General features: G+C 59.3%; 15 protein-coding genes. 13 read left to right on the top strand and 2 right to left on the bottom strand.

What is annotated here, in order from left to right:
* Positions 1-200: 200 nt before the first annotated feature.
* On the bottom strand, positions 201-827 hold the full coding sequence (locus MKY74_RS31270) for a DUF3298 and DUF4163 domain-containing protein (RefSeq protein ID WP_076175640.1): 627 nt from the start codon (positions 825-827) through the stop codon (positions 201-203).
* A 272-nt stretch (positions 828-1,099) separates the two neighbouring features.
* Between MKY74_RS31270 and MKY74_RS31265 the strand changes: the two genes are divergently transcribed.
* Positions 1,100-2,662 (top strand): sigma-70 family RNA polymerase sigma factor, encoded by a 1,563-nt coding sequence (locus MKY74_RS31265; RefSeq protein WP_076175642.1) that lies wholly within the window; start codon positions 1,100-1,102, stop codon positions 2,660-2,662.
* Positions 2,663-2,799: 137 nt separating this feature from the next.
* Here MKY74_RS31265 and MKY74_RS31260 read toward each other — a convergent pair whose 3' ends face one another.
* Positions 2,800-3,411 (bottom strand): hypothetical protein, encoded by a 612-nt coding sequence (locus MKY74_RS31260; RefSeq protein WP_076175644.1) that lies wholly within the window; start codon positions 3,409-3,411, stop codon positions 2,800-2,802.
* A gap of 207 nt (positions 3,412-3,618) precedes the next feature.
* Between MKY74_RS31260 and MKY74_RS31255 the strand changes: the two genes are divergently transcribed.
* The 12 genes from MKY74_RS31255 (at position 3,619) to gcvPB (ending at position 20,677) form a co-directional block, all read left to right on the top strand.
* Positions 3,619-4,401 carry an AraC family transcriptional regulator gene (locus MKY74_RS31255; protein ID WP_244169439.1) on the top strand — a complete coding sequence of 261 codons (783 nt, stop codon included), beginning with the start codon at positions 3,619-3,621 and terminating at the stop codon, positions 4,399-4,401.
* A gap of 133 nt (positions 4,402-4,534) precedes the next feature.
* The gene (locus tag MKY74_RS31250) at positions 4,535-5,431 is read left to right on the top strand and encodes a phytanoyl-CoA dioxygenase family protein (RefSeq protein ID WP_076175647.1); all 897 of its coding nucleotides are present in this window, start codon (positions 4,535-4,537) and stop codon (positions 5,429-5,431) included.
* Between the two features lie 183 nt (positions 5,432-5,614).
* Positions 5,615-7,324, top strand: a complete 1,710-nt coding sequence (locus MKY74_RS31245) for an amylo-alpha-1,6-glucosidase (protein ID WP_076175649.1) — start codon at positions 5,615-5,617, stop codon at positions 7,322-7,324.
* Positions 7,325-7,539: 215 nt separating this feature from the next.
* Positions 7,540-9,303 carry a cache domain-containing sensor histidine kinase gene (locus MKY74_RS31240; protein WP_076175651.1) on the top strand — a complete coding sequence of 588 codons (1,764 nt, stop codon included), beginning with the start codon at positions 7,540-7,542 and terminating at the stop codon, positions 9,301-9,303.
* Complete coding sequence (locus MKY74_RS31235) at positions 9,263-10,438, top strand: response regulator transcription factor (RefSeq protein ID WP_076175653.1); 1,176 nt, start codon at positions 9,263-9,265, stop codon at positions 10,436-10,438. The genes MKY74_RS31240 and MKY74_RS31235 overlap by 41 nt, the downstream gene beginning before the upstream one ends.
* Before the next feature lie 131 nt (positions 10,439-10,569).
* Complete coding sequence (locus MKY74_RS31230; RefSeq protein ID WP_076175655.1) at positions 10,570-11,835, top strand: ABC transporter substrate-binding protein; 1,266 nt, start codon at positions 10,570-10,572, stop codon at positions 11,833-11,835.
* 25 nt (positions 11,836-11,860) lie between these two features.
* On the top strand, positions 11,861-12,850 hold the full coding sequence (locus tag MKY74_RS31225) for a carbohydrate ABC transporter permease (protein ID WP_076175657.1): 990 nt from the start codon (positions 11,861-11,863) through the stop codon (positions 12,848-12,850).
* Positions 12,847-13,659, top strand: a complete 813-nt coding sequence (locus MKY74_RS31220; protein ID WP_076175659.1) for a carbohydrate ABC transporter permease — start codon at positions 12,847-12,849, stop codon at positions 13,657-13,659. Before MKY74_RS31225 ends, MKY74_RS31220 begins: the two co-directional genes overlap by 4 nt.
* Positions 13,660-13,714: 55 nt before the next feature.
* The gene (locus MKY74_RS31215) at positions 13,715-16,867 is read left to right on the top strand and encodes a glycoside hydrolase family 2 TIM barrel-domain containing protein (protein WP_076175661.1); all 3,153 of its coding nucleotides are present in this window, start codon (positions 13,715-13,717) and stop codon (positions 16,865-16,867) included.
* Positions 16,860-17,642 (top strand): SDR family NAD(P)-dependent oxidoreductase, encoded by a 783-nt coding sequence (locus MKY74_RS31210; RefSeq protein WP_076175663.1) that lies wholly within the window; start codon positions 16,860-16,862, stop codon positions 17,640-17,642. The genes MKY74_RS31215 and MKY74_RS31210 overlap by 8 nt, the downstream gene beginning before the upstream one ends.
* Before the next feature lie 27 nt (positions 17,643-17,669).
* Positions 17,670-19,109 (top strand): aminomethyl-transferring glycine dehydrogenase subunit GcvPA, encoded by a 1,440-nt coding sequence (gene gcvPA, locus MKY74_RS31205; RefSeq protein ID WP_076175665.1) that lies wholly within the window; start codon positions 17,670-17,672, stop codon positions 19,107-19,109.
* Positions 19,106-20,677, top strand: coding sequence for an aminomethyl-transferring glycine dehydrogenase subunit GcvPB (gene gcvPB, locus MKY74_RS31200; protein WP_076175667.1), 1,572 nt, complete (start codon positions 19,106-19,108; stop codon positions 20,675-20,677). Before gcvPA ends, gcvPB begins: the two co-directional genes overlap by 4 nt.
* The last annotated feature ends 63 nt before the right edge of the window (positions 20,678-20,740 follow it).

Here is a 20,740-nt window from a genome sequence, read left to right as displayed (position 1 = left end):
GGGATGCTGTATGCCACGTGTACCACAGTGACCATGAACGCAGGCTTACGTGTAAAAGAGCTGCTCCTTCGTCTCCCGGACGATATGGAAGCAGCTTTTTGCTTTTTTGGAGTTATCACAGCCTGTAGATAGGGGGTGACTTTAGGCTGCGAAAATGGATCACGGCCGGCCGCTCAGCTCCTGTCACCTGGGGCGCCGCTTTACACGACGTCTGCGGCAAGTGTTGTAAGCGGGCCGTCTTCGGCGGCGATGTCCTGCAGATCATAGACCGAAATCGGGAACATCGGAATACCGACATAATAGGGTGTGATCGCGTACAATGGGTAAAAGAGCACCAACGCCTTGTCGGCGAGGTAGAAATCCTGGTTAGGCGCGACCGTGATGCTCCCCGCATCCAGTACCGGAAGATTCCGCTCCTGCACCTGCTTCTTGACGGCGGCGGTCAGGACCGCTTGGTAAGGGGAGCCCGGTTTGAACAGGCTGGACAAGGTATAGGTGTTCCCCGTTTGCTTGGAAAAGGTCAATCCCTTGGCGATCGTGTATCCATGCGCCATCGGTGTGGAATAGGTGTAGTTGCTCAGCACGAGGCTGAGAATGCCGCGCTCGTTCGTTTTGATCTCGAAATTTCCGGTCGTTTCCGGCTGGCTTCCCGTCTGAACCGCCTGCTGGGCGCGCTGCATGTCCTGGATCGTACGGATGATCGTGTGGTTGATTTTGTTTTCGGCCGTTTTGTCGGCGAGCCCGGTTACCTGCGGATAGTGGATCACCGTGCCGGGGGCCGTAAAGGTGACGGTATGGATGGTGACCGGCGGTACGTATTGAGGCATGCGGTTCGCTCCAATCGTTGAATGGTATACACCAGCCTATTCCGGGCCTGGGCGTTCGGTGACGCGAATGGAGCACGGGAGCTCACTTCCACCTGAGGTCAGGCGATCTAATCGATATAATGTAAATACGAGAGCAGCAGTCACGCCGCGTTAAGGCGATTTGTCCGAACAGGTTCAGCATATTTAAAAAAATATTCCGAGGCTCACGTAACCTTACGGATCTGATATTGCACTATAGGGTTGAAACCAAGATCAAAGGGAGGAGAGTGGGGGTGCGGCAGATCATTGAACAAGCCCGGCAGGGAGACGGGGATGCGCTAAACCGTCTCTTCCGGCAGTATTATGCGATGGCGCATACGGCCGCATACGGGAAGCTGCAGGATCACGATTTGGCGGAGGAAGCGGTGCAGGAGGCGTTTGCGGAAGCATTCGTCCACCTTAGCCGGCTGCAGCAAGCGGACGCCTTTCCGGGGTGGCTGCGGACGATTGTGCATCGCCAGTGTTATCGCTTGATTCGCAGAAAGCCGCAGACTTCCGCGCTGGAGGAAGGGGAAGTGACTGCACCCGACCAGCCGGATATCGGAGAGGTCGTGGCGCGGCAGGAGCTGTACCGGATGCTTCACGATTCAGTCCAGGCCTTATCGCCCGGCATGCGGGAGGCGGTCCAGCTGTTTTATTTTCACGGCTATAGTCTGCAGGAAATTTCGGAGTATGCGGGAACGCCGGTGACGACGCTGAAAAAGCGGCTGTTCGATGCACGACGCAAGCTGAGGGGCACGCTGCCGGTCGCTGACTTCGCGCATGTATTCAAGCATTTACACGAAGGAGGAAAACGCATGCTGCATATTGTTAACGGCGATACGGTCGCCGAGACGCTTAGGCAGGGAGTCGTTCAGGGGGATATCCTCGTTTGGCGCGAGGTATATTCGGAAGGCCCGGTGTTTCTGGAGCCGGCGGAATCGGAGAGCCGCACGGTCCGCGCGCGACACCTCGAGAAAGACATGGGCATTCCGGCCGGGGAGTTTATCCGGAACTGCGAGGAGCAGGAGGAAAAACTGGCCGGATTCCGGCAGTATGACGAAATCGTGCTGTGGTTTGAGCATGACCTGTTTGACCAAACGATGCTGTCTTATCTGCTGCACTGGTTTGGACGGCAGTCCCTTGGCGGGACGAAGCTGAATCTGCTCTGTATCGGAGATTATCCGGGAGTCGGCCTGTTCCGCGGACTCGGTCAGTTAACGGCCAGTCAGCTGAAGACGTTGTCCGGAACGTGGCATCATATCGGAGCGGAAGAGCTGAATCTGGGGAGCAGGGTCTGGGAGGCATACACCTCACCTGATCCGATGAAGCTCCAGCAGCTATTGGAGGAGGATACCTCGGCGCTTCCGTTCGTGCGGGAGGCATTTGAGCTGCATCTGTCCCGTTATCCTTCCGTTTATAACGGACTGGGGATCGTGGAGCAGATGACTTTGGAAAAGGTAAGCGAAGGGATTCACTCGCCGCTGGACCTGTTCAGGCAGATCGGCGACCGGCTGCACGGGTTGGGCATGGGCGACCTGCAGTACTGGGATGTTCTGCGCAGCCTGTGTCAGGGCCCAAGTCCGCTGCTGACGCTGGAGGGGGCGGAAGCCTTTCCCGGCTATGCGGGACCTTCTCCGTCTTTTCGGGACAGCAAGGTCCAGATCACGGAATGGGGAACCCGGGTTTTACGCGGTGAGGATTACCTGGAACGGTGCGGCATTGACCGGTGGTACGGAGGCGTTCATTTGAGCGGTGACCAGCCTGTGTGGCGTTGGGATCAGGATCGGAGAAGGCTGGTGAAATGCAGTGAGTAGGAACGGCCATCGGAGGCAGACGCCGTACTACCGGTCATAGGTTCAGATCATGACAAAGAAGCAGGCAAGATGCCTGCTTCTTCGTTTCGGTTCTTCCTAGAGCCTGACCCTTTCCTTTGTTACTCATCCACGGGAGCTTACTCGAAATGAACCTCCTGATCCAGAAAAGTTTCCCTGCGTCTGAATTCCATAGGTTCTTCAAACGGAATCAGCGCGAAGTTTACAGTGTCCAGCTGCTCCGGCAGGCGCGGTTCGACGAGAAAGGACATGGAGCTGGCTCCTCCGCCACCACGGGCACCGCTGCGCTGTACGTTGTATTCTTCATTAGAACTCGTGATTTCGAGCTGAAGACGGGGATGAAAATCCGGTGAGTCGTTATCAATCTTCAACGGCCTAATCTCGATATGTACAATACTGCCATGCTCATGCTGCATCGCATGGGTGATCCTGTATTGGTATCCTTCCTGCACGGTCGTTTTCATAATCTGCAGGATGCCCTGCAGCTCGCCGGGACCGTCGGAGCGTGTGCGATGAAACCCTCCGTTAATCGAATGAAACAGCCAGTTCAAATAGGGAGGCTTCAAGTCGAATTTTTCTTCAAACTCCTTCATCACTTCCTTAGGCGGAAAACACCGGCGCCCTTTCGCCAGGGCTTTCCGGTGGTTGAGCAGCTCAATCAGCTGCGTATCGACCGCATGGATTTCCTCATCGTAATCATTGGGCACCGCCCGCAATTCCGACCATCCCATAATCCAGTTCCTCCCTTATTGTCAATATACCATTAAAACATAAGTTTTCCTGATTATACCATAGGCTGAAATCTGATATATGAAAAAGTATGGACAAGCAATAAAGCTTGGGACTGTAGCTCCTCTCCGCGATTGATGTATAGTGAACATAACATCATCAAGCGCTTGGCTTGGCCCAAGCTGGCGGACAAGGAGGATGAAGCGATTTTGCCTGAAATTAGAGGTTTTATCGGAACCCACGACAAGGACTGGGAGGACGAGCGGCAGTGGAGCCATCCCGATTTGGAAATCACCGTCGTGTTGGAAGGAAGCGGGCGCTTTGTTCATGAACAGGAGGAAAGGCGGGTCGAGGCAGGGCATGTCGCGCTGATCCCGTCCTTAGCTGCGCATTCTTTTCATGCGATGACCCCGATCCGGTTCGGGGTTGTGCTTGTTGACGGACTGCCGACACATGTACGTGAGCTGTTCGAACGGCTGGTTGTCCTTGGCAAACCGCGCATTATTGCCTTATCCCACCTCGACCAGGACCACTATGAGCGGCTGTTCCGGGAGTGGCTCAGGAGCCGTTCGTCTACGTTGAAAGAGCCGGTCCGAAATGATTTGGCCTGGATCGAAATTCTGCTGCTGTTTTTAAACGAGCATTCCCACCCGGACCAGCAGTCGTTCACGGTATCGCATACAGGCGATTATATTCGCCGGCATCTTCAAGAACCTATCGTCATCGGCAGCCTCGCGGAGATGGCCGGCCTGTCGGAGGAAGGCTTTCGCAAACGGTTCTTCAAAGCCTACGGCATGACGCCCAAGCAGTATCAGCAGATGTGCCGCCTGGAAGAAGCCAAGTGGCTGCTCAGCTCGACGGACAAGGATATGCAGGCGATAGCCGAGCAGATCGGCTTTGCTCAGCTGCACTCGTTTTCGCTGTGGTTCAAAAAGACCGAAGGCTGTCCTCCGTCGGAGTGGAGAACGAGGCAGCGCCGCGACCATCATTGAGGCAGCCGGTCCGGTTTTGCGTAAATTGTGGCGGGTTTCGATTAACGACTTTCTCCTGAAGCAGGGGCTATGATGAGGGGGAATCTCCCGCTTCCGGCAGGAACGCGGTGATACCTTGAAAGGAGAGAGCGGCATGAACGTGACGATCGGAACGAGGGAGCTTGTGATGGGAAGCCGGTATTTGACCGAGCTGCGCAGCAGCAACGATATATTGGAGGACACGGAAGCGCTGAGATTGCGTCTGGCGGAGGAGGGATACCTGCTGATCCGCGGTTTTCACGACCGCGAGCGGGTGCTGTCCGCAAGGGAGGATTTTTTACGCAGACTCCAGGCCATGGGCAGGTTGGAGCCGGGGACTCCGCTGGACGAAGGGCGCATTTCCCGAGACAACCGCAGCATGATGTGGGGCGGCGGAGCGGAAGAGCTGCAGGCGGACTTCCCCCGATTTTTGGATGTGGTGAACCATCCTTCGGTCTTGGATTTTTTTGACCGTCTGCTTGGCGGCAAATCGATGACATACGACTATAAATGGCCGCGGGCCGTAGCCCATGGCGGGAATACCGGCGCGCATTACGACGTCGTGTATATGGGAAGGGGCACCAAAAACGTATATACGATGTGGACACCTTTCGGAGACACGCCGCTTGAGCTCGGAACGTTGGCCATGTGCCTGGGCTCCCAGCATTTCAGCAAAATTAGGCAAACGTACGGTGAAATGGATGTCGACCGGGATAATGTCGCGACAGGCTGGTTTTCCGAAGACCCGGTGGAGATCGTCGATACGTTTGGGGGACGATGGGCCACAACGTCTTTCGAAGCGGGCGATGCCATTATTTTCGGCATGTACATGATGCATACTTCGCTTAACAACACGACGGACCGCTACCGGATCAGCTCAGATACCCGCTATCAGCTCGCATCGGAGCCGGTCGATGAGAGATGGGTGGGCCGCAAGCCGAAGGGGCATTATGCATGGGGCAAAACGACGCCCAAGCCGGTCGCCGATGCCCGCAAGGAATGGGGCGTATGAGGGAGGCAAATTGCCGAATCTGACAATCGCACCCCCTCCCACCTGACAAAAAGACACGATTGCCCGGAAAATAAAGCCGCCCCCAACAAATGTGCAGGTACATGGAAACACCTGGCCGTTTCCCTTCCAGGCGCCGCAGTTTACAATGAAAGCGTTATATTCCTGGATAAAAGGAGAACAGCCATGAACTTTGACCTGAACGTAGTACCCTTCAGCCGCAGAGAGACGTTTTTGGCGGTATCGCTGCTGCCTGAGGGTAAAAATAGACCGGCCGGCCTGTACCTGCGCACCGTCCGGGGCGGGGACGACAAGTTCGGGGAGGCGTTCCGGATCGAGCTGCTGGATGACGCCGGTGAGCTTTTGCCGTTTACGGCCGAAGCCAATCCCGCGAGCGTGAAGCTGGCTGCTCTCGATAGCGCTACTTATGCAGAGCTGTGCATATCGGACAGCTGTACCGCGCGCTTCCGGACCAGAGGCTGCGGCATCCGGCTGACTTTTCAGCCGGCGGCTTACGATTATGCCTACGAGGCGGTGCCCGGCAGCTGGGAAGTGAACAGCTTTACGCACGAATGCCGGTTTATGCTGACCCGCCTTGCAGGCTGCATGAAGATGGAAGTGATATGGGACAAGATCAAGAGCTCGTGCATCGTGGCTGAGTTCAGGGCCGACGGTGCCGCGGGTACGGCCGAATTCGCTATTGAAGAGTTCCGTACGGTGTGGAAGCCGCGGCCTGCCTGGGAGCCCTTTGAGGCGGCGGTGAAGGAAGCCGAGGCCGAATTTGCGGCCTGGCTGGATCACAGCCTTACGGTCCCGGCGCACTGGCAGGAAGGGCGGGAGCTGGCGGCTTACATTACGTGGTCTTGCCTCGTTCCGGCCGAAGGCTGCCTGACGCGCCCAGCGATGTACATGTCGAAGAACTGGATGACGAATATATGGAGCTGGGATCACTGCTTTAACGCCATGGCGCTGGTGCGCCACGATCCGAAACTGGCGTGGGACCAGTTCATGATCTTTTTTGACCGGCAGGATGAGAGCGGGCTGCTTCCCGATTTTATCAACGACAAGTACGAGCTGTGGAACTGCAACAAGCCGCCGATCCACGGCTGGACGCTCGGCTGGATGATGCGCCGGACCGATTGGATCGGCGAAGCGCAGCTTCGGGAGGTATACGGGCCGCTGTCCAAATGGACGGATTGGTGGTTCCGGTACCGGGACGGCGATGGCGACGGCATTCCCCAGTACAATCACGGCAACGATTCCGGCTGGGACAACAGCACGGCGTTCAATAACGGCATTCCGGTGGAAAGCCCGGATCTGTCGGCCTTTCTGATTTTGCAGGCGGAGCTTCTGGCCGAGATTGCCGGGCTGTTGGGGAAGGCGGAGGAAGCGGCGCGGTGGCGCCGGCTTGCCGGGGATACGCTGGACGCGATGCTAAGCCACTTCTGGAAAGACGGCCGGTTCACGGCATGCCGGTCAGGGACGCATGAGCGCTCGCAAGGCGACAGCCTGCTGCTGTTCGTGCCGATCCTGCTCGGTAACCGGCTGCCGGCAGAGATACGGACCGCGCTGCTGCAGGGGCTGCGGGAAGAGGGCCGTTTCCTCACCGGCAACGGCTGGGCGACCGAAAGCGTCCGCAGCCCGTATTACCAGCCCGACGGCTACTGGCGCGGGCCGATCTGGGCGCCGTCGACCATGCTGCTCGTGGAAGGCGCCGCGGCGGCGGGGGATACGGAGCTCGCCAGAGAGGTGGCGCAGCGGTTCTGCCGCATGCTGAACAAGAGCGGCATGGCGGAGAACTTCGACGCGCTGACGGGGGAAGGGCTGCGGGACCGGGCTTTTACCTGGACGTCGAGCGTATTTTTGATCCTCGGGCACGAATACGGGGAACTTTAGCGGGATCATGCACTTCTTCGGAAGGGACTTTTTGGAAAAGTCCTCCGGGGAGGTGCTTTTCCCGTTTAACGAAAGGTGCTTCGCTTCCGCAAACAAGGCGCTTGGCCACGGATTTCTTGTAAGCGGTAACAATTGCGCGGCGAAAGGGCTCCGTCCCCTGTCCGTCCATGCTAGAATGCAGATAGACGACTACCGTGAAGAGGAGGGGATCCGCCATGAATATCCGCCGGCACGGACCGCTGCGGCGCTGGCTTCCGGCCGGAGCTTACCGCAGCATCCGGACCAAACTGCTCGTATGCTTTCTGATTGTGACGCTGATCCCGCTGCTCTCGCTCGGGGCGCTTTCTTACTACCAGTCCGCCAGGACGGTCAACTCCCAGTTCGGCCGTTACGGCGAGAACGCGGTGGCCCAGCTGCAGCAGCAGTCGGACTCCATGCTGGTCCGCATGAAGCAGATGAGCCAGACGATCTACTCGTATTTGCTGGATCCCGCCCATGCGGATCTCGGGAGCGATCCGCCGGTCACCTACGGCGAAATCATGGAGAAGAACGACTTCGAATCCGTCCTGAGGTCGCTGGCTAACGACCAGACGGCCGGGATTTATATTATTACGCCATCCGGTTATTACTACGGCGAAAATAACCTCGACGTCGGCAAGCTCTCCGGCATTCCGGCCTGGAAGAGCATGCCCAACACGAATAGCGGCCCTTATTGGCTGGGCTTCTATATGCAGAACCATGCGATTTCCGCCTCAGAGCAAGCCGGTCCGGCAGTGCTGGGACTGGCCGTGCCGATCCGGAACCCGGGCGGCGCCCAGGACGGCAGCACGATCCTGATTGAGGAGGACGCCCGGGAGCTGCTGCGCATGTTCCGTCAGTTCGAGGAGGACACGAAGGCGCATCTTTCGATCCAGGCGCCGGACGGCCGGACCGTCTACGAAAGCACGGAATCCTTTACGCCGAGAGATAACGATATCATCTGGGACAAGACACTGTCCGTCAATCATTGGAAGATCGAGGCAAGGCTGCCTGCCAAGGCGTTTTACCAGTCATCGGGAGTCATCCGGTCGAACACGGTCATCGTGGCGGTTTGGTCCTGCCTGCTCGCTTTCGGGCTGGCCTATCTGTTTACGTCCCGGTTTACGGGGCGCATCCGTTCCCTGAAGGAGTCGATGCAAAAGGTCAGCTTCGGCAAGCTGGACACGCGGGTTCCGGTCGAAGGACGGGACGAGCTTGGGAGCCTGGATATCAGCTTCAACCGGATGGTCAGCGGCGTGCAGTCGCTCGTCCAGGAAGTGGAGCGAAGCGAGCGCCTCAAGAAGGAGGCGGAGCTGAAGGCGTTTCATTACCAGATCAATCCGCATCTGCTCTTCAATACGCTGAACTCGATCCAGTGGAAGGCCAGGCTGGAAGGGGCGGAGGAGATCCGCCGAATGCTGTATCACCTGACGATGGTGCTGGAAGGCAACCTCGATATATCGCAGGAGCTCGTTACGCTGGAGCGGGAGCTGCGGATGATCGGGCATTTTTTGAAAATCCAGGAGATCCGCTATGGAGCCGTATTCCAGTATAAGCTGGACTGCGAGGAAGATCTGAAACGGTTTGTCATCCCGCGGATGACGCTGCAGCCGCTGTTTGAGAACATCTTTTTCCACGGCTTTACTGACGGGGTCGGGGTCATTGAGCTGCGCGTCCGGGAGCAGGGGGAGGAGCTGCTGCTGGAGCTAAAAGACAACGGGGCCGGCATCAGCGAAGAGAAGCTTGCCCGGCTGTTCGCTCCGAATCCCGAGCCCCGCGGCCGCGGCGGTCTCGGCGTAAGAAACGCGGACCAGAAATTCAAGCTGCATTTCGGCCCGCGGTACGGACTTACGGTACGTTCAATCAAAGGAGAGGGAACATCGATACTGATTCGCTGGCCCAAAAAGGAGGAGCATCCGGATGGAGAACGCAAACAACCTGAAAGTGCTGATTGCCGATGACGAGAGCATCGTTCGCAAAGGCCTGAGATCGACGGTGCCCTGGGAGCGGTTCGGTATGGAGGTCGTGGCCGACGCGCCCAACGGGGCGAAGGCGTGGGAAGCCTTCAAGGAGCACCGCCCGGACATCGTCATTACCGATATCGTGATGCCGGAGATGGACGGCATCGAGCTGCTGCGCAGGGTCAAGGAGGCCGAGGAACGGACGAAAATCATCCTGCTCAGCTGCCACCGGGATTTTGAATACGCGCAGCAGGGCATCCAGCTGGGGGCTTCGGGATACCTTCTGAAGACCGCGTTTGAGGACGAAGAGCTGGAAGGGCTGCTGGAGAAGCTGCGGCGGGAGCTACAGCGGCGTCCGTCCCCGGCACCGTTAGACGAGGAGAAGCTGGAGGCGCTCCTGTTCGGCTGGCTCAGCGGCAGCAGCGGCAGATTTCCCGCCGAGCTGGAGCGGCTTCGCGCGGAGGCGTGGCGTTTTGGCGGCCAGGACGTGCATGTGTACCTTGTCCGGACGGAGGGCTGGGGCATGCCGTGGGCCGAATGGCTGAAGATGAAACAGCATGGCACGGGAAATGAAGCGGCCATCCCCTATGGCGGCGACGCCTGCTATTGGATCGTGCCGGAAGGGCTTCAGGAGGCGGCCAACAGCCTGCTGATTGAAGCTAAGGGCAGCCATGGACGGCTGAAGTGGTCCGCCAAGGGCCCCTTGGGCACCAGCAGCGGCATCGCGGAAGCGTTCCGCTCCCTGCATAAAGAGGCCGAGCTGGAACGGGCGTACGGCGTATCCGGCGGGGACTGGCCCGAGCCGATTCAAAAGGCGGTGCGCATGCTTCATGAGCAGCCCGGTTCCGACTGGTCGGCGAGCGAGCTGGCGGAAGAGGTCGGGCTCAGCCGAAGCCATTTTTCCATCCTGTTCAAAAAGACGGTCGGCGACAGCTTTATCGCGTTCCAATACAAGCGCAAGCTCCGGCTGGCCAAGGGACTGCTGCGGGATACGGACCTGACGATGCAGGATATCGCCGAGCGGACGGGGCTTGGCGACAGCAAGTATTTCAGCAAATGGTTCAAGCGCTGCACGGGTCAGACTCCAAGCCAATACCGGACCGTGCAAAAAGGCGAATCGGACCGGACAGTTTGACACCCCGCCCGAAAGTTCAAACAAAAAGACGCCAAATTGCCGATGATCGCACGTTTTGAACCGCTTTCAAAAGCGTTACGATGAAAGCGGTTCAAAAATGAGATGCCTCATTCGCGAGGGGAGCTGACAATATGAAAAAACAGGTTTCACTTATCGTTCTTGCAGCGGCGCTGATGATGTCACTGTCGGCCTGCGGCGGCAGCGGGGGCAAGGCCGAAACGGCCGGCCAGGGCGGCGGCTCCGGATCGGAGAAGACGCTGCGCTTTGCCACCTGGGATACGGGGGATGCGCTCAAAATTGAGCAGGACATCGCCAAGAAGTTCGAAGAGAGCCATCCGGGCACGAAGGTGCAGGTGGAGGCATACGCGGACGGCTTTGATCAGAAGCTCGCCGCGGGCTTCGGCGCCGCCAATCCGCCCGACGTCATGTACATGTGGGATTTTCCGACGTACCACCAGTCGCTGGAGCCGCTGGACAGCTATGCGGACAAAGACAAGGATTTAAATATTGACGACTTCTACAAGGGCCTGTTCAATTACGGCAAAATCGACGGTACCCTGTACGGCATTCCGGCGGGCTTTACGACGCGGGTGGTGTACTACAACAAGAAGCTGTTTGATGAGGCGGGCGTGCCGTATCCGAAGGACGGCTGGACCTGGCCCGAATTCCAGGAGATGGCCGGAAAGCTGACGGATAAATCCAAGAAGCAGTACGGCTTCGGCGTCCGCGCGGAGAATGACACTTACGATCTGCAGGGGTTCGTATGGAGCAACGGGAGCTCGTTCATTTCTCCTGACGGCAAGACGATCGACGGCTACATGAACAGCAAGGAAACCGCAGAGGCGATCCAGATGTTCGGCGACATGGTGAAGAACGGCTCGGCCGTGCTGACCGGCGGAAAGGGGCAGCAGAGCGGCGACGACATTTTCAAGGCAGGCAAAATCGCCATGTGGGAAAGCGGCATCTGGCCGCTGGAATCGTTCCGTCAGGCAGGTGTCGATGTAGGAACGGTTGAAATGCCGGCCTTCCCGGGCAAACCGGTCAAAGGCGTACTGGCTGAATCGGCTCTGTCGATCGCGAAGGATTCCAAGCAGAAGGATCTGGCCTGGGAGTTCATCAAGTTCTACGTTTCCGATGCGTCAATCAAAATGCGGGTTGCCGACCTTCCGGTGCGTCAAAGCGTCGTGACCGAGCTGAAAAAGGACCAGGATCCGCTCTACAAGCCGTACTATACGATGCTGGAGCGCTCGGACAACACCCCGGCGTTCCTGCTGAATCCGAAGTGGAATGAGGTTAACCGGCAGCTTTCCGCCGCGGTGGAATCGGTCATGCACGGCAGCAATGCCCAGGATGTGCTGAACCAGGCCGTAAAGGACAGCGAGCGCTACATGAAATAATACCTGAAGAAAGAAGGTTTTTGAGATGGCTCAAACCTACCTCCACCCGGCACGGGAACAGTCAGCCGCCCTCAAGGCCTTGAAGAAACGCAGACGGGGTGGGGCTGCCCCCTACCTCTTCATTTTTCCGTGGATATTCGGCTTTCTGGTTTTCACGCTGGGACCGCTGCTGTTTTCGCTCGTCATTTCGTTCTTTGACTGGCCGATCGTCGGCAAAGTGACGTTTATCGGGCTTGGCAACTACGTGGAAATGTTCACCGACGATCCGCTGTTCTGGAAATCGCTGATGGTAACGCTGAAATTCGCCGTGCTGTTCGTGCCGCTGAACATCATTGTCGCCCTGGGGCTTGCGATGCTGCTCAACCAGAAAGTTCGGGGCAGCGCGATTTTCCGCACGGCGTTCTACCTCCCGTCCGTTATTTCGGGTGTGGCGCTGGCCATGATCTGGTCCTGGGTATACAGCGGCGATTACGGCATCCTGAACTACTTCCTGTCGATCTTCGGGATTCAGGGGCCGGATTGGCTGAACGACACCAAATGGTCGCTCGTCGCCATGGTCGTTGCCAGCTTATGGGGACAGGGCTCGATGATGCTGATTTTTCTGGCGGGGCTGAAAGGCATCCCGAAGGATCTTTACGAATCGGCCTCCATCGACGGCGCGGGCAAGCTTCGGCAGTTTGTCAGCGTCACGGTTCCGATGATCACCCCCACGATTCTGTTCAACCTGATCACGTCGATTATCGCGGCGTTCCAGCAGCTGACGCTGGCGCTGCTCCTGACGGGCGGGGGACCGATGAAGGCGACGTATTTTTACGCGATGTACATGTATGAGAACGCATTTAAATACTTTAAAATGGGCTACTCCGCCGCCAACGCCTGGTTCATGTTCCTGATCGTGCTGACGCTGACGTTCCTGGTGTTCAAGTCGTCGGAAGCGTGGGTGTTCTACGAAGGCGAAATGAAGCGCGGACCGCAGAAGAAGCCGAAGCCGGCGAAAGGAGGGAGGGTAGGATGAAAAAGACGCTGAGCTATCTTGCGCTGATCCTCTTGTCCCTGCTCTTTATCGCGCCCTTGTTCTGGGCCATTACGACAGCGCTCAAATCTCCGCAGGAGCTGTACCTGTTTCCGCCCAAATGGATTCCGTCCGTCTTCCGGTTCAGCAACTTTGCGGATGCCTGGAATATTCAGCCTTTTAACCTGTTTTTGAAAAACACGCTGATCGTCACCGTGCTCTCGACCCTCGGCCAGCTGGTATCCTGTACGCTTGTGGCCTACGGCTTCGCCCGGTTCGAATTCAAGGGACGCAACCTGCTGTTTCTGATCGTGCTGGCCACGATGATGATTCCGTGGGAAGTGACGATGATCCCGCAGTATATGGAGTTCAATTATTTGGGGTGGATCAACACGCTCAAGCCGCTGATCGTTCCGTCCTGGTTCGGCTCTGCATACTTTATCTTTTTGCTGCGTCAATTCATCATGACATTACCGCGGGAATTAGATGAAGCTGCTACGATCGACGGGGCGGGCAAGCTCACCGTACTGATGCGGGTGATCGTGCCTTTGATGGGGCCGTCGCTCATCCTGGTGGCGGTGTTCCAGATGATGAGCTGCTGGAACGATTACCTCGGACCGCTCATTTTTCTGAACGACCAGACCAAATACACGCTGACGCTGGGCTTGTCGCAGTTCAAGGGCATGTACGGCGTCGATATGCAGTCGATTATGGCGATCACCTGCCTGATCTCCATTCCGCCGCTTGCCATCTTTTTCTTCGCACAGCGTTATATCGTCGGCGGCATAGCGAGCACGGGCATCAAAGGCTGACGCCTTTCCTGCTCAAGTGAGGAGACGCATCCAGAGAGAGAAAGGAAGGGAAAGCATGCACAACACGAACCTGCCCCGGGATTGGGACGATCTTGCCGTGCTGGCAAAAAACCGGATGAAAGGCAGAGCCTGTTTCATTCCTTATGCGGACGCTGAAGGGGCCTTAAGCAGCGACCGCGGAAGCTCACCTTGGTTCCAATCGCTGAACGGCATTTGGAAATTTCACTATGCAACCAGGCCGGAGCTGGCGCCGGACGATTTTCGGGAAGAAGCGCTGGCCGGCTGGGACTGGTCGGATATTCGGGTGCCGGGGCACTGGCAGCTGCAAGGGTACGGCAGTCCACATTATACGGACCTGGACTACCCGTTTCCGGTGGATCCGCCCCGGGTACCCAATGACAATCCAACAGGCAGCTACGTCCGGGAATTCGAGCTGCCGCCCTATTGGCAGGGGCGGCGGACCACCGTCAAATTCGACGGAGTGGACAGCGCCTTCCATGTGTGGCTGAACGGATCGTTCGTCGGTTACAGCCAGGGAAGCCGGCTGACCTCGGAGTTTGACCTTACGCCTTATTTACAGCCGGGGGTCAACCGTCTGGCCGTCCGCGTGTATCAATGGTCGGACGGCAGTTACCTGGAGGACCAGGACATGTGGTGGCTGAGCGGCATCTTCAGGGACGTCTACCTGATCGCCGAGCCCGCCTCGATCCGCGTCGCCGATTACCGGGTGGTTACCGAGCTGGACGCAAAGTTTGAGCAGGGGGTGCTGAACGTTCGGCTCGACCTGGAAGGGGTTGAACCGGAGGGAGGCGTCTCGCTGCGGCTGATGGACCCTGCGGGGCAGGAAGCAGCCTCTGCTAATGAATCGGTGCAAAATGGCTCCAGTACCTTGGATGTCCGCCTGCCCGTTGCTCATCCGGCTTTGTGGAGCGCAGAACATCCTGCACTGTACCATCTGCTGATCACGGTAACGGACGCGCACGGGAATCAGACCGAGATCATCGCGCAGCGGGTGGGATTCCGGCAGGTGGAAGTGAAGGACGGCAGATTCCTCGTCAATGGCAGAGCGATCCTCCTCAAAGGAGTCAACCGGCACGACCATCACCCGGATACCGGCCGAACCGTGACTTTGTCCACGATGCGGGAAGACATCCTGATGATGAAGCGCCACAATATCAACGCCGTCAGAACGGCTCATTATCCGAACGATCCGCGGTTCTATGAACTCTGTGACGAATACGGGCTGTACGTCATGGAGGAGACGGATCTGGAGACGCACGGGTTTGAGCCGCTCGGGAACATTTCGCGCCTGAGCGACGATCCCGCCTGGACGGAAGCTTATGTTGACCGCGTCCGGCGCATGGTGGAGCGCGACCACAACCATCCTTCCGTCATCTTCTGGTCGCTCGGCAACGAGTCGGGCTTCGGCTGCAACTTCCGCGCCATGTCCGAGTGGTGCAAGGCGAACGATCCGACGCGTCTTGTGCATTACGAAGAGGACCGGGAAGCGGAGGTATGCGACATCGTCAGCACGATGTATTCCTCCGTGGAGAAGATGGAGGGCTTCGGGAAGCTGACGGACCATCCAAAGCCGCATATTATGTGCGAGTTCGCCCATGCGATGGGCAACGGACCCGGCGGGCTGCGGGCGTATTTCGATACCTTCGAGAAGTTTCCCCGCCTGCAGGGAGGCTTCGTCTGGGAATGGATCGATCACGGTCTGCGCAGACGCACGGCCGATGGGCGTGACGATTACGCCTACGGCGGCGACTACGGCGACGTACCGAACAACGGGAACTTTTGTCTCGACGGTCTGGTCTTCCCCGACCGCACCACGTCGCCTGGATTGATCGAATACAAGAAAGTCATTGAGCCGGTTCGTGTGGAGTGGGCGGAAGCAGGCCGCATCCGCATCACGAACAAGTATGACTTTATAACGCTTGAACATCTTCAGGCGGATTACAGCGTGACGGCCGACGGCCGTACTCTGCGCAGCGGTGTGCTGACCCTTCCGGCCGTGGGGCCGGGGGAATCGGCAGAGCTCGCACTTCCCTTTGCGTGGGACCGTCCGGAAAGCGGTCTGGAAGCCGGGACGGAGCGGTGGCTGAACGTCGGCTTCACGCTGGCGGCCGACTGCAGCTGGGCGGAGCAGGGGCATGAAGTCGCCTGGACGCAGCTGGCACTGCCGGCTGTGGCTCCGGCAGAGGCGGCGTCGCGGCATCAAGCAGCCCGGTCCGCCGAGGCTGCGAGTCTGCGCCGGGCCCTATCCGTTCAGGAACGAGGGCATGCGCTGATTCTGGCAAGCGACCGGTTCCACTTGGAAGCGAGCAGCCTTGAACCCGGCTTCACTTCGCTCCGGATGAACGGCAAAGAGCTGATCCGGCGCGGACCGCGGCTGAACTTCTGGCGCGCGCCGATCGACAACGATATGTACGTGCTGGCGGACTGGCGAAAGGCGCACCTGAACCGGCTGACCGAGCGGGTGGACGATTTCCGCTGGGAGCGGCTTGACGCGGACGCGGTCCGGCTGGCCTGGTCCTCGCGGATTGCGCCGCCGGTATACGATTGGGGCTTCCGCTGCGAGACGTCGTACACGGTGACGGCGGATGGGCTCATCATCATGGACGTAACAGGATCGCCGATCGGCACGCCACCGTCCATGCTGCCGAAGATCGGGCTGCAGCTGCAGCTCCCGGGGGATTGTGAAAGGGTGGCCTGGTACGGCCGCGGTCCCGGGGAGAGCTACTCGGACAGCAAGGAAGCTGGCCGCTTCGGGGTGTACCGGAGCACGGTGGACGGCCTGTTTACGCCGTACGTATATCCGCAGGAGAACGGCAACCGCACCGATGTGCGCTGGGTTTCGATGGCGGACAGCGCCGGGCTGGGACTGCTTGCGGCAGGCTCGCCCGTACTGGAGTTCAGCGCAAGGCGGTACACGGATCAAGACCTGGAGCAGGCGCAGCACATGACGGAGCTCAAGCCGCGCGACTATATTACGCTGAACCTGGACTACCGGCAGAACGGGCTCGGCAGCAACAGCTGCGGTCCGGCGCAGGCGCCGGAGCACGCGGTGAAGCCGGAACCGTTCCGGTTCCGGGTGCTGCTGCAGCCGTACATGGCGGAGGACCAAGCGCCGGAGCGGCTGAACCGGCAGATGACCGGGGAGGCCGCACGATACCCACTTAAGGAGGAGAACGAGGATGCTTAATACACAGGACGTTTTGAACTTGTCGGGGAAAGTGGCGGTCGTGACCGGAGGAGCCTCCGGCATCGGCCTGGCTACCGCCGAGCTCCTGGCGGGCTTCGGAGCTCACGCCGTGCTGATCGATATCAACGAGGCGGCCGGGGAGGCGGCGGCCGCAGGCATCCGGGCCGAAGGAGGCTTGGCCACCTTCCGCCGCTGCGACGTCACCTCGGCCGCGGACTGCGAACGGACCGCGGCTGAAATTGCTGCCGATTTGGGAGGCATCCACATATTGTTCAACAATGCGGGTGTCATCCGCCGCCAAAGCGTGACCGAGCTGGAGGAGCGGGATTGGGACCTGGTACTCAACGTGTCCCTCAAAGGCGTCTACCTCCTCTCGAAGTACGTCATTCCGGTGATGGAGCGGAGCGGCGGAGGCAGCATCATCAATACGGGCTCCGGCTGGGGTCTTAAGGGCGGGGACCGCGCCGCAGCCTACTGCGCCGCCAAGGCCGGCGTCGTGAACCTGACGCGGGCGATGGCGATCGACCATGGGCCGGCGGGCATCCGCGTCAACTGCGTATCGCCTGGCGATACGGACACGCCGCTGCTTCGGGACGAAGCCAAACAGCTGCAGCAGGATGAGGCGGCGTTCCTCGTCGCCTCCGCCGGGGGACGCCCGCTCGAGAGGCTCGGCACGCCGCGCGATATCGCGAATGCGGTGCTGTTTCTCGCGAGCGACCTGTCCGCCTGGGTCACAGGCAGCGTGCTCGTCGTCGACGGCGGCGGGATCGCCTGACCACTATACAGAACGGAGGCGTTAATTTTGGCAGAACACAGAACGTATGCCCATCCTTATATACCGAATACCGTCCCGGAAGTCCGGGACGCCATGCTGCGGGAAATCGGACTGACGTCCATGGACCAGCTGCATGACGCCATTCCCGATCATCTGAAGCTGAAGCGGGAGATGGACCTCCCGCCGGCCATGAACGAATACGAGCTGCGCTGGCATATCGAAGGCATACTCGCCAAGAACAAGCACGGCGCGGATTACCTGAATTTTTTGGGGGCGGGCTGCTGGCAGCATTTTATTCCGGCAGTCTGCGACGAAATTAACCAGCGCTCCGAGTTCGTGACGGCCTATGCCGGCGAGCCTTATGAGGATCACGGCCGCTTCCAGGCGCTGTTTGAGTATCAGAGCCTGCTGGCCGAGCTGGTGGATATGGATGTCGTCAACGTTCCGACCTTTGACTGGGCGCAGGCGGCGTCCACCGCGATCCGCATGGCCGGCCGCATCACCGGGCGGCGCACCGCCCTGATTCCGCGCTCGGTCGATCCGGATAAGGTCGCCATCATCCGCAATTACTGCACGCCGGTCATGGACATCCGCATGGTGGAGATCGACCCGGCCACCGGGAAAATGGACCTTGCCGACCTGCAGCGCAAGCTGGACGGGAACACCGCCGCCGTTTATTTCGAGAATCCCGGGTATCTCGGCATCATCGAGGACCAGGGAGCGGACATTTCCCGCCTCGCCCATGCCGCTCAGGCATTGTCGATTGTCGGCGTGGACCCGATCTCCCTCGGCGTGCTGGAGCCGCCGGCCCGCTACGGCGCGGACATCGTCTGCGGGGACCTGCAGCCGCTCGGCATGCATATGAACTACGGCGGGGGACAGGCCGGATTTATCGCAACCCGCGACGAAGAGAAATTCGTCATGGAATACCCGTCCCGGCTGTTCGGCATCGTTCCGACGGAAGTGGAGGGCGAGTACGGCTTCGGCGACGTTGCGTACGAGCGCACCTCGTTTGCGCTGCGGGAGAAGGGTAAAGAATCCGTCGGCACGCAGACGGCCTTATGGGGTATTACGGCCGGCGTCTATCTGGCCCTGATGGGACCAAGCGGCATGCAGGAAGTGGGCGGAACGATCGTCCAGAAGGCGAAATATGCTGCCAGCCAGCTGTCCGGCATTCCAGGCGTATCTCTGCGCTTTGGCGGCACGCCGTTCTTCAAGGAGTTCGTCGTCGACTTCAACGGTACGGGACGCACCGTGGCCGACATTAACCGCCGGCTGCTTGATGAAGGGATTTTCGGCGGCAAGGATTTGTCGGCAGGCTATCCCGAGTGGGGACAGTGCGCCCTGTACTGCGTCACGGAAATTCATACCCAGGCCGACCTGGACCGCCTGGCCGGAGCCGTCCGCGCCATCGTAGGCGCAGATGCTTCAGCGGCCGGAGCATCAGGAGAGGAGCAGACGCCATGAAACGGATTGTCAGGGACCGGAAGGTCCGCCAGTTCCACCAAGCCAAATGGGATGAGCCGGTCATCTTTGAACTGCACCGCGCGGGAGAGCGGGGCGTCATCCCGCCGCAGGCCGAGCCGGCCGTTGCAGCGGAAGCCGGCGGCATGCAGGACGCCATCCCGGCGAACATGCGCCGCAGCCAGGCGCCTGCCCTGCCGGAGATCGGCCAGGCCAAGGTGCTGCGCCATTACCTGCGCCTCTCCCAGGAGACGCTGGGCTCGGATTTGAACGTCGAAATCGGGCAGGGCACCTGCACGATGAAATATATCCCGCGGATCAACGAAATGCTGATCCGCAGCCCCCGCATGACCGAGCTCCATCCGCTCCAGGATGTGAGCTCGGTACAGGGCATGCTGGAAATCTACCACAGCCTGGACCTTGCGATGCGGGAGATTTCCGGCATGGACGCCTTTAGCTTCCAGCCGAGCAGCGGCACGCAGGCGCTGCTGGCCATGGCTTCCATCGTGCGGGCTTACCATGACTCGCGCGGAGAGGGGGAGAAGCGCGACGAGATCATCACGACGATCTTCTCCCACCCGTCCCAGGCCGCGACCGCTGCCGTCAAAGGCTACAAAATCATCACCCTTCATCCGGACGAGGACGGATTCCCTGACCTGGAGAAGCTGAAGGCTGCGGTCTCCGAACGGACCGCCGGTTTCGTCGTGGCGAACCCGGAAGACACCGGCATTTATAACCACCGGATCCGCGAGTTTACGGACGTGGTGCATGCCGCCGGCGGGGTCTGCTACTACGACCAGGCTAATGCCAACGGTCTTCTTGGCATTACCCGCGCGAAGGAAGCGGGCTTTGACATGTGCTTCTTCAACCTGCACAAGACGTTTGCCGCGCCGCATATGTGCGGCGGACCGGCCACCGGCGCGCTCGGCGTGACCGATGCGCTGAAGCCGTTTCTGCCGGGACCGCTGGTGGATCAGGCGGCGGACGGGAGCTATGTCCTGCGGGAGCAGGGCGGCAGCAGCATCGGCAAGGTCCGCAGCTTCCACGGCGTCGCCCAGACGGTGCTCCGCGCCTACGCGTGGATTCTCAGCCTCGGCGCGGAAGGACTGAAGGATGTGGCGCAGACCGCTGTGTTGAACAATAACTATCTGTACCACAAAATCCTGCAGATCCGCGGGGCAAGCGCGCCATACATCAAGGGCCGACGCCTGGAGCAGGTCCGCTACAGCTGGAAGCAACTGACCGACGAGACCGGCGTCACGACCGAAGATATTACGCGGCGGATGTGCGACTTCGGCCTGCATTACTGGACGTCCCATCATCCGTACATCGTGCCGCAGCCGTTTACGCTCGAGCCGACCGAATCGTACTCCAAGGAAGATCTTGACGAGTATATCCAGGCGCTGGAGCATATTTCAAATGAAGCGTACACGAATCCCGAGATGGTCCGGACGGCTCCTCATGCCAGCACGGTTCACCGCAACGACGAATCGTCCCTGGACGATCCGCGGCAGTGGTGCATTACGTGGCGCGCCTATCTGAAGAAGACCGAACCGTCAGCAGTGAAGTAACCACGAATGAACTTGTAGACCAAGGCCACAGCCGAACGGATGGCTTTGGTCTTTTTTTATGGA

Origin of the sequence: Paenibacillus sp. FSL R5-0378 (assembly GCF_038009285.1) — a bacterium.
GTDB lineage: Bacteria > Bacillota > Bacilli > Paenibacillales > Paenibacillaceae > Paenibacillus_AQ > Paenibacillus_AQ favisporus.
The sequence above is the reverse complement of the archived record's forward strand: the minus strand, read 5'-3'. Positions and strand labels throughout refer to the sequence as shown.

Excerpts from the sequence above, each read along its gene's own strand:
- MKY74_RS31270 (WP_076175640.1), bottom strand. The coding sequence starts at position 827 with ATGCCTCAATACGTACCGCCGGTCACCATCCATACCGTCACCTTTACG.
- MKY74_RS31260 (WP_076175644.1), bottom strand. The coding sequence starts at position 3,411 with ATGGGATGGTCGGAATTGCGGGCGGTGCCCAATGATTACGATGAGGAA.
- MKY74_RS31250 (WP_076175647.1), top strand. The coding sequence starts at position 4,535 with ATGAACGTGACGATCGGAACGAGGGAGCTTGTGATGGGAAGCCGGTAT.
- MKY74_RS31245 (WP_076175649.1), top strand. The coding sequence starts at position 5,615 with ATGAACTTTGACCTGAACGTAGTACCCTTCAGCCGCAGAGAGACGTTT.
- MKY74_RS31240 (WP_076175651.1), top strand. The coding sequence starts at position 7,540 with ATGAATATCCGCCGGCACGGACCGCTGCGGCGCTGGCTTCCGGCCGGA.
- MKY74_RS31235 (WP_076175653.1), top strand. The coding sequence starts at position 9,263 with ATGGAGAACGCAAACAACCTGAAAGTGCTGATTGCCGATGACGAGAGC.
- MKY74_RS31230 (WP_076175655.1), top strand. The coding sequence starts at position 10,570 with ATGAAAAAACAGGTTTCACTTATCGTTCTTGCAGCGGCGCTGATGATG.
- MKY74_RS31225 (WP_076175657.1), top strand. The coding sequence starts at position 11,861 with ATGGCTCAAACCTACCTCCACCCGGCACGGGAACAGTCAGCCGCCCTC.
- MKY74_RS31220 (WP_076175659.1), top strand. The coding sequence starts at position 12,847 with ATGAAAAAGACGCTGAGCTATCTTGCGCTGATCCTCTTGTCCCTGCTC.
- MKY74_RS31215 (WP_076175661.1), top strand. The coding sequence starts at position 13,715 with ATGCACAACACGAACCTGCCCCGGGATTGGGACGATCTTGCCGTGCTG.
- MKY74_RS31210 (WP_076175663.1), top strand. The coding sequence starts at position 16,860 with ATGCTTAATACACAGGACGTTTTGAACTTGTCGGGGAAAGTGGCGGTC.
- gcvPB (WP_076175667.1), top strand. The coding sequence starts at position 19,106 with ATGAAACGGATTGTCAGGGACCGGAAGGTCCGCCAGTTCCACCAAGCC.